The organism is Amycolatopsis palatopharyngis (assembly GCF_003385185.1).
Classification (GTDB): domain Bacteria; phylum Actinomycetota; class Actinomycetes; order Mycobacteriales; family Pseudonocardiaceae; genus Amycolatopsis; species Amycolatopsis palatopharyngis.
Window position 1 is genome coordinate 20,666 of the sequence record NZ_PQHZ01000032.1, and the last position, 11,649, is coordinate 32,314.

Genomic DNA, 11,649 nt, shown 5'->3' on the forward strand with positions numbered 1-11,649 from the left:
CGGTCGGACGCGGTGACTACCAGCCGCGCTCGGCGAGCCGGTGCGGCTCGGGCACGTCGTCGACGTTGATGCCGACCATGGCCTCACCGAGACCACGGGAGACCTTGGCGAGCACGTCCGGGTCGTCGTGGAAGGTCGTGGCCTTCACGATCGCCTCGGCACGCTGGGCTGGGTTGCCGGACTTGAAGATGCCGGAGCCGACGAACACGCCCTCGGCGCCGAGCTGCATCATCATCGCGGCGTCGGCCGGGGTGGCGATGCCACCCGCGGTGAACAGCACGACCGGGAGCTTGCCCTTCGCGGCGACCTCCTTGACCAGCTCATAGGGCGCCTGCAGCTCCTTCGCGGCGACGTAGAGCTCGTCCTCCGGCAGCGAGGACAGCCTGCGCAGCTCCGCGCGGATCTTGCGCATATGCGTGGTCGCGTTGGAGACGTCGCCAGTGCCGGCCTCGCCCTTCGACCGGATCATCGCGGCACCTTCGTTGATCCGCCGCAGCGCCTCGCCGAGGTTTGTCGCGCCGCAGACGAACGGCACGGTGAAAGCCCACTTGTCGATGTGGTTGGCGAAGTCGGCTGGGGTCAGCACCTCGGACTCGTCTACGTAGTCGACCCCGAGGGACTGCAGCACCTGGGCCTCGACGAAGTGCCCGATCCGGGCCTTGGCCATCACCGGGATGGAGACCGAGGAGATGATCCCGTCGATCAGGTCGGGGTCACTCATCCGGGCCACGCCGCCCTGGGCGCGAATGTCGGCGGGCACTCGCTCGAGCGCCATCACCGCGACCGCGCCGGCGTCCTCGGCGATCTTCGCCTGCTCGGCGTCGACCACGTCCATGATCACGCCACCCTTGAGCATCTCGGCCATACCGCGCTTGACCCGTGCGGTACCGGTCTCGGCCGGGGCGGAACTGGTGAACTGGGCGTCAGACACTGAGGGACCTTTCAACGTGAACGGGTTACTCCACCAGCGTAGGCTCACGTGGACCGCTCATCCAGGCCAGTAAGCGGCAATCTCAGCAGTCCACTCGGGGTGCCACTCAGTGGTTCTCCGGACCTGACCCCAGCAGTCCGTCGGCGATCGCGGTGCGCGAGTAGAGCACACTGCGACCAAGGCGATAGCCGCTGACCAGGCCCGATGCCCGAAGTACCGCAAAGTGCTGGGAGACCCCTCCCGGGTCAGGCCGGTACGGGCGGCGAGTTCAGTGGTGGAGGCCGGGACGTCCAGTTGAGTGAGCAGGATCGCTCTCCCCGGCCCCCCGGCCGACGAGAGCGGCCAGCGCCCCCGGCACCCGCGGCCCGCCCGTCTCCCACAGCGCTCGAATACGGGGCCAGTGCGGCGCGATTGCCAGCTCCCAGTAGTCCCGCACGAGGTGAGCCAGCAGGTCGAGCCCGCCCTCGGGATCCCGGTGCAACGAGTCCGCCTCCGCCCAACGACGAGGAGCGGGCACGACCGAATCCAGTTCGGCCCGGACGTACTCCGGTGCGGCCGTACGCAGGAGTTCGAGTTCGTCGGCCAGTTCCGCGACCGGGGTGTGCGGGGTAGGCCGCGGCCCGGCGCACCCACCAGTTCGGCGAGCAGTCCGATGTCGAGCCCGGACTCCGCGAGCGCGGACCGGGTGCGTTTGACCCACGGCAGGTGCAGCGCGTGGTCGCCGGGTGCGAGGAGGACACGGACGCTGGCCACCACCTCCCAGAATCCTCGCCTCACTCGCCGGCATGCTGCACCGCGCTCGTTGCCGTACCCGAGTTGGTCTCGGTGCCGGTCGCGCGAACCGGGTAAGCGCGACGTCCTGTGCCGAGAACCGAAGTTCGAGCATCGCCCCTCACCCCACCTGACGTTTCCGGCCGCGGAACCTAGCGTTGTGCGCAACCGTCTGTCGCGCCGCCGGGTGGACGCACTTGCCCACTGCCCCCGATGAGGTGTGTGATCGAGGGCACAGCATCCAACACGGTGCGAGGAGGCCAGCGATGGCGGACAGACAACCGAGGAACGCCGGCACTCCCGCCGCGATCGCCGTGACGGAGCCGGGCAAGGTTCGCAATGTCGTGCTGGTCGGGCCTTCCGGGGCGGGCAAGACCACCCTCACCGAGGCCCTGCTCGCCGCATCGGGGGCGGTGAACAGAGTGGGGTCGGTCGTGGACGGGACGACCGTCTGCGACCACGACCCCGCCGCGGTGCGCCAGCAGCGTTCGGTGGGCCTTTCGGTCGCCCCGCTCGTCCGAGGTGACATCAAGATAAACCTCATCGATACCCCCGGATACGCCGATTTCGTCGGTGAACTGCGCGCCGGACTGCGGGCCGCCGACGCCGCACTGTTCGTGGTGAGCGCGGGTGAGGGCGTGGACGCCGCGACGGTCGCGCTGTGGCAGGAGTGCGCCACCGTCAGGATGCCGCGTGCCGTTGTCGTATCCCGGCTCGATCATCCGAGGGCGGACCCCGAGGCCGAGGTCGCCGCCTGCCGGTCGGCCTTCGGAACCGGCGTCCTCCCGCTGTATCTGCCCGCGGGGGGTGGCCGCACTGGCCTGATCGGGTTGATCACGCAGCGCTTCTTCGACTACTCCGACGGGCACCCGCCGCAGGTACGGGAACCCGTGCCGGAGGACCTGGAGCGGCTGACCGGCGCCCGCGACGAGTTGATCGAGGGCATCATCGCCGAGAGCGAGGACGAAACCCTCATGGAGCGCTACCTGGGGGGCGAGGACATTTCCGAGAGCACCCTCATCGCCGATCTGGAGACCGCGGTGGCGCGGGGATCTTTCCATCCGGTGATCCCGGTGTGCGCGGTGACCGGTGTCGGGCTCGCGGAGGTGCTCGACGGGATCGTCAGGGCCTTTCCCTCGCCGCTGGAGCACGCGCTACCCGAGGTCACCTCGCCCGATGGTGAGCCACAGGGCACGCTGCGCCCCGACCCGGACGGCCCACTCGCGGCCGAGGTCGTGCGCACGGCGGTGGACTCCTACGTCGGGCGCGTTTCGCTGGTCAGGGTGTTCTCCGGAACCCTGCGCCCGGAACGGCCGGTGCACGTCTCCGGGCACGGGCTGGCCGAACGCGGACACGAGGACCACGACGCCGACGAGCGTGTGGCGCATCTGTACTCCCCGCTCGGCGCGATCCTGCGCGAGGTACCGCATTGCGTGGCAGGCGATCTCTGCGCGCTGACCAAGATCGGTTCGGCGGAGACGGGGGACACCGTGTCCGCCCCGGAACGGCCGCTACTCATGCGCCCGTGGCCGATGCCGGAGCCGCTGCTGCCGGTGGCGGTCGCGGCACGGACCCGCAGCGACGAGGACGCCCTCGCGCGCAACCTGGCCCGCCTCGTCGCAGGCGATCCCACCCTGCGCCTGGAACGCAACGCCGAGACGAATCAGCTCGTGTTGTGGTGCATGGGTGAGGCACATTCCGACGTGGTGCTCTCCCGGCTGCGGGCGGGCGGGGCCGAGGTGGAGACCGAACCCGTCCGGACGAGCCTGCGCACGACGTTCGCCCGCGGCGCCCACGGGCATGGCAGGCACGTCAAGCAGTCCGGCGGACACGGCCAGTACGCGGTGTGCGACATCGAGGTCGAGCCGCTGCCACGCGGAACGGGGATAGAGTTCGCCGACCGTGTGGTGGGAGGCGCGGTACCGCACCAGTTCATCCCGAGCGTCGAGAAGGGAGTCCGGGCCCAGCTCGCGAAGGGGTTGGACGAGGAAGGGCATCCGGTGATCGACGTCCGGGTGACTCTGCTGGACGGCAAGGCACACAGCGTCGACTCCTCCGACGCCGCGTTCCAGACCGCGGCCTCGCTCGCGCTGAAGGACGCGGCCGCGGATGGCGCCGTCCAGGTGCTGGAGCCCGTGGACGAGGTGTCGGTGTGGCTTCCCGACGAGTACCTCGGCTCCGTGCTCGGTGACCTCTCGGCCCGCAGGGGCAGGGTGCTCGGCACCGAGGCCGACGAAGGTGGCCGGTCTGTGGTGCGGGCAGAGGTGCCCAGTACCGAACTCCTGCGCTACGCCGTCGATCTGCGTTCGCTCACGTCCGGTACGGCGACGTTCACCAGGCGGCACGCCCGCTACGACCCGGCGCCGCAGAACGCGCACGCCGGCTGACCCCCCGCCCTCCACGCCCCCAACTCGCACTTTCCCGGGAAAGCGCGAGAGCCCAAGCCACCGACCTGGGATCGGGAGTTTCCGGCCGCGCACTTTCCCGGGAAAGTGCGAGAGCTCGAGCCACCGACCTGCGATCGGCAGTTCTGGGCCCGCACTTTCCCGGGAAAGTGCGAGAGCTTGGGTGGTCAGCCGGGGGGTTCGGGGCCGTCGAACTCGGGCTCGGCGATTTCGAAGTAGTCCGGTTGGGCCGCGGTGCCCGCCAGCTTGAAGTAGCGCACCTTGCGCCTGCGACGCAGCGCGAGGGTGTCCCTGATGGCGTCGTTGTGCACCCGCCGCGCGATGACCACGCGCTGTTCGGCGTCGACCAGCTCTTCGGCCAGCGCCGTGGGCAGCGCGCGTCTGTTCACCCGCGCCAACAAAGCCGTCAACCGGTTCTCTTCCACCTCGCGCTCGGGCCGAGGTGCGGACTCGGCGCCGCCCGCCGCGGCTCGCAACTCGTCCGCCTCCGGCCCGGGCAGCGCCGCGGCGGCGACGGCTCGCGCCACCACCGCCCTGCGGGCCAGCGCCGCGTCCAGCGCGGCCCAGGCCGCGTCGGTGCGCACATGTAACCGGTCGAGCCGGTTGGCGGTGGCCACCAGCCACAACCCGCCGACAACCACCAGCGCCGCCGCGATGGCGACAATCAGCAGCACGGTGCTCATCGGCCGGTCACCGGCTGGTCGGCGGGCAACGCGACGACCCTGCGGGGGTCGGCGGCTATCGCGGTCTCGTAGACGCGCAGCACCTGCACGACCAACCCGCCCCAGTCGAACATCGCCACGCGCTCGCGACCGGCAGCCGACAGCGCGGTGCGCCGCTCGGCATCGTCCAGGACAGCACCGAGCCGGTCCGCCAGCCCCTCGGCGTCCCCGGTCGGGAACAGCACACCCGCCCTGCCGTCGTCGAGCACCCGGCGGAAGGAGTCGAGGTCACTGGCCACGACCGGAGCCTGCGCCGCCATGGCCTCGGTCAGGATCATCCCGAAGCTCTCGCCACCGGTGTTGGGCGCGCAGTACACGTCCACACTGCGCAGCGCCCTGGCCTTGGTCTCGTCGTCGACCTGCCCGAGCAGGTCGATCCGCCCCGCCAGTTCCGGTCCCGCCTGCCGCAGCAGGGACTCGGTCTCACCCCCGCCGACCACCAGCAGGCGCACTTCAGGGCGCTCGGGCAGCAGTCTGCGCATCGCGTCGAGCAGGATCGGCATTCCCTTGCGTGGCTCGGTGAACCGGCCGATGAATCCGACGGTGCCCCCGGTGCGGGGGTAGCCCTCGAGGGGTTCGGCACGCGCGAAGAACTCCGTGTTCACCCCGTTCGGGATCTCCACTGCATCGCCGCCGAGATGCTCGACCTGGACCCGCCTCGCGAGGACGGACACCGCGATCCGAGCGGTCACCTTCTCCAGCAGGGGGCGCAGGACCGGCTGGAACGCCGACAGCGTGCGCGAACGCGGCGTCGAGGTGTGGAAGGTCGCGACTATCGGCCCGTCGGCGATCTTCAGCGCGAGCAGTGACAGGCTCGGGGCCGCGGGCTCGTGCAGATGCAGCACGTCGAAGGCGTTGTCGCGCAGCCAGCGCCGGACGCGCGCATAGGACAGCGGACCGAACTGCAGGCGGGCCACCGAGCCGTTGTAGGGGATGCCCAGCGCCCGCCCCGCCGGATGCACGAAATCCGGCAGCCCGGACTCGTCGTCGGCGGGGGCCAGCACGGAGACTATGTGTCCCCTGGCCAGCAACGCCTTGGCGAGGTCGACCACATGCCCCTGCACGCCACCCGGAACGTCGAACGAGTACGGACAGACGATGCCGATGCGCAGGGCTCGTTCCGGCCGCTGCGCTCGTATCGATTCGTCCGATACGGGCGCGGAAACCGGCAGTTCCTGATCCGGCACCATTACCCCGATTCGCCGAGGGTCGCGCACTGCTCGGCAGGCAGGTCGGCCAGCCAGAGTCGTTGGACCATATGCCAGTCGGCCGGGTGCGCGGCGATATCGCCGGCGAGGACGTCGGCGAGGGCCTGTGTGGCCGCGGGCACCTCCTCCCGGGCGTTCACCCGGATGCGTGGATGGATGCGGATACCCCAGCCGTCGTCGGTGAACCAGCTACCCACCGGAAGCAGGGCCGCCCCGGTACTCGCCGCGAGCCTGGCGGGTCCGGCGGGCATCCTGGTTGGCTCACCGAAGAACGTCACCGGCAGACCTGCGCCCGAAAGGTCCCGGTCACTGACCAGGCAGACGACCCGGTTCTCCCGCAGCCTGCGCAACAGCGTGCGAAACGACGCCGCTCCCCCGCTGGCGGGCAGTATCTCGAACCCCAGTGACTCTCGGAATGCCACGAACCGCTGATACAGCGATTCCGGTTCGAGCCGCTCGACGACCGTGGTGAAGGTCCCCGAGTGATCGACCAGCCACATTCCCGCCGCGTCCCAGTTCCCGGAGTGGGGCAGTGCGACCACCGCCCCGTTTCCCTCCGCGAGTGCCGCGTCGAGGTTCTCCACGCCACTGATGCCCTGTTGTACGCCGGCCACGATCCCGGCGGGATCCATCGCGGGCAGCCGGAACGCCTCCTGCCAGTACCTGGCGTAGGAGCGCAGCGCCCTGCGCGTGAGCTCGTCCAGTTCGGCCCGGTCCGCCTGCGGCACCACCCGCGCCAGGTTGCGCCGCAGCTGGCGCACACCCGCCCCGTCCCGCCGGGCCGCCAGATCGGCCCCGAGGGAAAACGCAGCCGTCGCCACCGGTGCGGGCAGCATCCGGACCAGCCGCCAGCCCGCCGCGTAGCCCGCGTCGCCGATGCGGTGACCCAGCCCGCTCACGTGCCCACCTTCCTGGCCGACCTGGTGACCGTGACGGCGCGCTGCAGCAGCGTGACGGCGGAGAGCACGGCGAGCAGCCAGAGCGTGGCCTCAACGGCGAAGGGCACCCCGAAGCTCTGCAGGCCGGTACCGGTGAGCGCGATGATCAACCGCTCCGCCCGCTCGATCAGCCCACCGTCCGCTTCGAGGCCGGATGCCTCCGCCCGCGCCTTGACGTAGGAGATGACCTGGGCCAGCACCAGACAGACCAGCGCGGCCGCCGCCGCCCGCTCGTTGTCCGCGACGACGAAGCACCACCAGGCGATACCCGCGAACACCGCGCCGTCCACGAGCCGGTCGCAGGTCGCGTCGAGCACGGCCCCGAGCGGGGTGCCGTATCCCCTGGCCCTGGCCATCGCGCCGTCCAGCAGGTCGAGCATCGTGAAGCCCGACACGACCAACGTGCCGGTGAGCAGCATGCCGGTGGGAAAGAACACAAGGGCGCCGATCATCGCCCCGACCGTGCCGATCACCGTCATCACGTTCGGCGTCAGCCCGGCGCGAAGCAGCGCCCGGCCGATCGGATCAGTGACCCGGGAGACGGAGGTGCGCGCGAAGATGTTGAGCATCAGTTCTGTCCGGCGCTCCTGGCTACGGCGGATGGATGGGCGAACAGCAGCCTATCTACCCACCTCGATGCGGCCGCCACGCGCCGTCGCCTGCAGCACGCGCGCGACCGGGACGATCAGTCCTGCTCGGCCTCGCACTCGGCCTGCCTGGCCAACTCGCATTCCGGCGCGAGGCCGTTGCGGATGGCGGCGCTGATCTCCCCGAGGACGGCGACCTGGTCCGGGGTCAGTACATCGAACAGACTCGAGCGCACGGCCTCCACGTGCCCTGGCGCCGCCTCCCGCAGTGCGGTGAACCCGCGTGGCGTGAGCGAGGCCAGCGCACCACGTTTGTCGGTGGGGCAGGACTTGCGGTGCACCCAGCCGTTGGCCTCGAGCCTGGACACGGCGTGCGACAGCCTGCTGCGCGAGGACTGGCACGCCTCCGCGAGCTCACTCATCCGCAGTGTCTGCTCCGGCGCCTCCGACAGCGCGACCAGGACTTCGTAGTAGGTCTGGGGCATGCCCGAGTCGTGCTGCAGCTGACTCTCGAGGTGCGCCCTGAGCATGCTGACCGCGGCGTTGAACGAACGCCACACGTGCTGCTCCTCATCGGAGAGCCATCGAGTTTCGGACATACCAGCATCCTACCCCTGGTTGAGCGCTCAACCAACATGAGGTACGGTCTGATTGAGGGCTCAACCACTAGGGTCACAGCATTCCACACGACAGCCAAGGAGAAATTCCCATGAGCGCACCCACCACCGAGATCCCCGGCTACATCGCAGGCACCTGGGCGATCGACCCGTCGCACTCCGACGTCACGTTCACCGTTCGCCACCTGGGCGTCTCCAAGGTGCGCGGCCGGTTCAGCACGTTCGAGGGCGAGATCGTCACCGGGGACGCGGTGACGGACTCATCGGTGACGGCGACCATCCAGGCCACCGCTGTGGACACCAACAGCGCGCAGCGGGACGAGCATGTCCGTGGCGCCGACTTCCTCGACGTCGAGCAGTTCCCGACTCTGTCGTTCCGCTCGACCGGCATCCGCGTGGATGACGGCGACTACCTGATCGACGGCGAGCTGACCCTGCACGGCGTCACCAAGCCGGTCACCCTGCAGGCAGAACTGGGCGGCTTCGGCGACGGTATGACCCCGGACAGCAAGGTCGTCGGCGTCGAGGCGAGCACCGAGATCAGCCGTTCCGACTTCGCCGTCGGCGCGGGCATCCCGACCGCCGTGGTCAGCGACAAGATCAAGATCGAGCTGAACATCGAGGCCGGCCTCCAGCAGTGACACTCCCGGCGGGAACTCGCCGACGAGTTCCCGCCGTCGAAGTCACCTCCCTGGCCGGGCGAGCACGCGCTCAGTCCGCCTGCCAGGCCTGCGCGAGCAGGGAGCGAGTCTGCCCAAGCAGTTGTGGCAGCACCTTCGTGTGCCCCACGACCGGCATGAAGTTGGCGTCGCCGCCCCACCTCGGCACCACGTGCTGGTGCAGGTGGGCGGCGATGCCGGCACCGGCGATGACGCCCTGGTTCATGCCGATGTTGAAGCCGTGCGCCCCGGACACCGACCGCACCACCGACATCGCCCGCTGGGTGAACCGCGCCAGCTCCGTCGTCTCCTCCACGGTCAGTTCGGTGTAGTCCGCGACGTGCCGGTACGGAACCACCATCAGATGCCCGGGGTTGTACGGGTACAGGTTCAGCACGGCGTACACCGACCGCCCTCTGGCGAGGATCAACGCCTCCTCATCGGCCATCTCCACCAGCCTGCAGAACGGACAGCCCTGCGGCTGGTCGCCATCGGGCTTGTTCTCCCCCTGGACGTACGCCAGCCGGTGTGGCGTCCACAACCGTTGCAGCGCGTCCGGTATCCCGACGCCGTCCTGCTGTTCGATGTCAGTGTCTGTTGACAAACGCGCGTCACGATCGACTCGGCGGGGCTCGGACTTACCCACGATACTCACCACCTCGAGACATGCGCCCCGCCTCGCCGCTCGTGGGCGTCGCCACGCGCGTTCTCTGAAGGCACCATCGCCACGTAACTCCAGTTCACCAACCGGCCCTCAGACCCGCCCAACGAGTGCCTCCAGCGCGTCGGCCGCGGGAGAGGCGTTCTCCCTCCGGTGCACCCAGTCGGCGATGACCTCGACCGCGGTCCCGACCGGCACCCCGTTGATCTGCCCGCCGTCACGGAAGCGGAACGACACGGCTCCCGCCTCCACGTCCTTGCCGCCCGCCAGCAGCAGGAACGGCACCTTCTGCGTGGTGTGGGTACGGATCTTCTTCTGCATCCGGTCGTCGCTCTCGTCGATCTCGACCCGGATCCCCTTCGCCCGCAACGACTTCTCCACGCCGCGCAGATGTTCCACGTGCTCATCCGCGATCGGGATACCCACCACCTGCACGGGCGCGAGCCAAGCCGGGAAGGCGCCCGCGTAGTGCTCGGTGAGCACGCCGAAGAACCGCTCGATCGAGCCGAACAGCGCGCGGTGGATCATCACCGGCTGCTGCCGCGAACCGTCGGCGGACTGGTACTCCAGGCCGAACCGCTTCGGCTGCTGGAAGTCCACCTGAATGGTCGACATCTGCCAGGTACGGCCGATCGCGTCCTTCGCCTGTACCGAGATCTTCGGCCCGTAGTAGGCCGCGCCGCCGGGATCGGGCACCAGATCCAGCCCCGAGGCCCCCGCCGCCTCCCGCAGGGCCGCGGTGGCCTCCTCCCACTCCTCCGGCTCGCCGATGAACTTCGGCGAATCGTCCCGAGTGGACAGTTCGAGGTAGAAGTCGTTGAGCCCGTAGTCGCGCAACAGGTCCAGCACGAAGTCGAGCAGGGACCGCAACTCGCCCTGCATCTGCTCCTTCGTGCAGTAGATGTGCGAGTCGTCCTGGGTCATGCCGCGTACGCGGGTCAGCCCGTGCACCACACCCGACTTCTCGTACCGGTAGACAGAGCCGAACTCGAACAACCGCAGCGGCAGTTCGCGGTAGGACCGTCCACGCGAGCGGAAGATCAGGTTGTGCATCGGGCAGTTCATCGCCTTGATGTAGTAGTCCGTCCCCTCCAGACTCATCGGCGGGAACATGCCCTCGGCGTAGTGCGGCAGATGTCCGGAGGTCTCGAACAGCGCGCCCTTGCTGATGTGCGGGGTGTTGACGAACTCGTACCCGGCCTGCTCGTGCTTTTGCCTGGAGTAGGTCTCGAGTTCCCGCCGGATGATGCCGCCCCTCGGGTGGAACACCGGCAGCCCGGAGCCCAGTTCCTCGGGGAAGGAGAAGAGATCCAGCTCCGCGCCGAGCCTGCGGTGGTCACGGCGCTCGGCCTCGGCCAGCATCTCCAGGTGCGCGTCCTGCGCCTCCCCGGATTCCCATGCGGTGCCGTAGATGCGCTGCAGTTGCGGGTTCTTCTCGTCGCCGCGCCAGTACGCCGCGGCCACCCGCATGAGCTTGAACGCGGGAATGTGCTTTGTGGTCGGCACGTGCGGCCCCCGGCAGAGATCGCCCCACACCCGGTCCCCGCTGCGCGGATCGACATTGTCGTAGACCGTCAGCTCACCACCGCCGACCTCCATCACCTCGGAGGTGTCCACCTCCGACTTGAGATCGACGAGTTCGAGCTTGAAGGGCTCGCCTGCGAGTTCCTCCCTGGCCGCGTCCACGGAGTCCAGGACCCTGCGGGAGAACCGCTGCGATCCCTTGATGATCTGCTTCATCCGCTTCTCCAGGGCCTGCAGGTCCTCCGGAGTGAACGGGGTGTCGACGGCGAAGTCGTAGTAGAAGCCATCGCGCACCGGCGGGCCGATCCCGAGTTTCGCTTCGGGGAACTGCTGCTGCACGGCCTGGGCCAGTACGTGCGCCGCGGAATGCCGGATGACGCTGCGCCCGTCCTCGGTGTTCGCCGCGATGGTCTCGACCTCGGTGTCGGACTCGGGGACCCAGGCCAGGTCCCGCAGTTGCCCCTCCGCGTCACGCACGACGACGACCGCGTCGGGACCCTTGCCCGGCAGACCTGCCTCGCGAACAGCGGTGCCCGCCGTGGTCCCGGCCGGCACCACCACACGGGGCGCGGGTTCGGACACGACTGCGGACGGCTGGGACACGGTGGGCTCCTTCGGGCGGTGCG

General features: G+C 69.5%; 11 protein-coding genes. 2 read left to right on the forward strand and 9 right to left on the reverse strand.

From position 1 onward, the window contains the following. Positions 1 to 16 precede the first annotated feature (16 nt). On the reverse strand, positions 17 to 931 hold the full coding sequence (pdxS, locus tag D0C15_RS22325) for a pyridoxal 5'-phosphate synthase lyase subunit PdxS (protein WP_116048858.1): 915 nt from the start codon (positions 929 to 931) through the stop codon (positions 17 to 19). A gap of 268 nt (positions 932 to 1,199) precedes the next feature. Continuing rightward, a complete protein-coding gene (locus D0C15_RS35140; protein ID WP_245976121.1) occupies positions 1,200 to 1,631 on the reverse strand; it encodes a hypothetical protein in 432 nt (143 codons plus the stop codon). 337 nt (positions 1,632 to 1,968) lie between these two features. On the opposite strand from D0C15_RS35140, the gene D0C15_RS22335 reads away from it, so the two are divergent. Further along, the gene (locus D0C15_RS22335) at positions 1,969 to 4,089 is read left to right on the forward strand and encodes an elongation factor G-like protein EF-G2 (protein ID WP_116048861.1); all 2,121 of its coding nucleotides are present in this window, start codon (positions 1,969 to 1,971) and stop codon (positions 4,087 to 4,089) included. Positions 4,090 to 4,274: 185 nt separating this feature from the next. Here the strand turns inward: D0C15_RS22335 and D0C15_RS22340 are convergent, their stop codons facing one another. The 5 genes from D0C15_RS22340 to D0C15_RS22360 all read right to left on the reverse strand — a co-directional run bounded on the left by D0C15_RS22340 (position 4,275) and on the right by D0C15_RS22360 (position 8,161). Then, on the reverse strand, positions 4,275 to 4,790 hold the full coding sequence (locus D0C15_RS22340; RefSeq protein WP_116048864.1) for an NUDIX hydrolase: 516 nt from the start codon (positions 4,788 to 4,790) through the stop codon (positions 4,275 to 4,277). After that, the gene (locus tag D0C15_RS22345) at positions 4,787 to 5,941 is read right to left on the reverse strand and encodes a glycosyltransferase family 4 protein (RefSeq protein ID WP_116048973.1); all 1,155 of its coding nucleotides are present in this window, start codon (positions 5,939 to 5,941) and stop codon (positions 4,787 to 4,789) included. The genes D0C15_RS22340 and D0C15_RS22345 overlap by 4 nt, the downstream gene beginning before the upstream one ends. A gap of 77 nt (positions 5,942 to 6,018) precedes the next feature. Next, the gene (locus tag D0C15_RS22350; protein ID WP_116048867.1) at positions 6,019 to 6,936 is read right to left on the reverse strand and encodes a phosphatidylinositol mannoside acyltransferase; all 918 of its coding nucleotides are present in this window, start codon (positions 6,934 to 6,936) and stop codon (positions 6,019 to 6,021) included. Continuing rightward, positions 6,933 to 7,544 carry a phosphatidylinositol phosphate synthase gene (gene pgsA / locus D0C15_RS22355; protein ID WP_116048870.1) on the reverse strand — a complete coding sequence of 204 codons (612 nt, stop codon included), beginning with the start codon at positions 7,542 to 7,544 and terminating at the stop codon, positions 6,933 to 6,935. Before pgsA ends, D0C15_RS22350 begins: the two co-directional genes overlap by 4 nt. A gap of 116 nt (positions 7,545 to 7,660) precedes the next feature. Then, positions 7,661 to 8,161 carry a MarR family winged helix-turn-helix transcriptional regulator gene (locus D0C15_RS22360; RefSeq protein WP_116048873.1) on the reverse strand — a complete coding sequence of 167 codons (501 nt, stop codon included), beginning with the start codon at positions 8,159 to 8,161 and terminating at the stop codon, positions 7,661 to 7,663. Positions 8,162 to 8,271: 110 nt separating this feature from the next. Between D0C15_RS22360 and D0C15_RS22365 the strand changes: the two genes are divergently transcribed. Then, the gene (locus D0C15_RS22365; RefSeq protein WP_116048876.1) at positions 8,272 to 8,820 is read left to right on the forward strand and encodes a YceI family protein; all 549 of its coding nucleotides are present in this window, start codon (positions 8,272 to 8,274) and stop codon (positions 8,818 to 8,820) included. Positions 8,821 to 8,890: 70 nt separating this feature from the next. Here D0C15_RS22365 and D0C15_RS22370 read toward each other — a convergent pair whose 3' ends face one another. Both D0C15_RS22370 and thrS read right to left on the reverse strand, forming a co-directional pair. Continuing rightward, a complete protein-coding gene (locus tag D0C15_RS22370; RefSeq protein WP_116048975.1) occupies positions 8,891 to 9,442 on the reverse strand; it encodes an HIT family protein in 552 nt (183 codons plus the stop codon). A gap of 150 nt (positions 9,443 to 9,592) precedes the next feature. Next, entirely contained in the window at positions 9,593 to 11,626 is a 2,034-nt protein-coding gene (gene thrS / locus D0C15_RS22375) for a threonine--tRNA ligase (protein ID WP_116048878.1), read from the reverse strand. Between the last annotated feature and the right edge of the window lie 23 nt (positions 11,627 to 11,649).

Bases quoted from the DNA above. Each gene is read 5' to 3' on its own strand.
- D0C15_RS22360 (WP_116048873.1), bottom strand. From the start codon at position 8,161: ATGTCCGAAACTCGATGGCTCTCCGATGAGGAGCAGCACGTGTGGCGT.
- D0C15_RS22365 (WP_116048876.1), top strand. From the start codon at position 8,272: ATGAGCGCACCCACCACCGAGATCCCCGGCTACATCGCAGGCACCTGG.
- D0C15_RS22340 (WP_116048864.1), bottom strand. From the start codon at position 4,790: ATGAGCACCGTGCTGCTGATTGTCGCCATCGCGGCGGCGCTGGTGGTT.
- pgsA (WP_116048870.1), bottom strand. From the start codon at position 7,544: ATGCTCAACATCTTCGCGCGCACCTCCGTCTCCCGGGTCACTGATCCG.
- D0C15_RS22335 (WP_116048861.1), top strand. From the start codon at position 1,969: ATGGCGGACAGACAACCGAGGAACGCCGGCACTCCCGCCGCGATCGCC.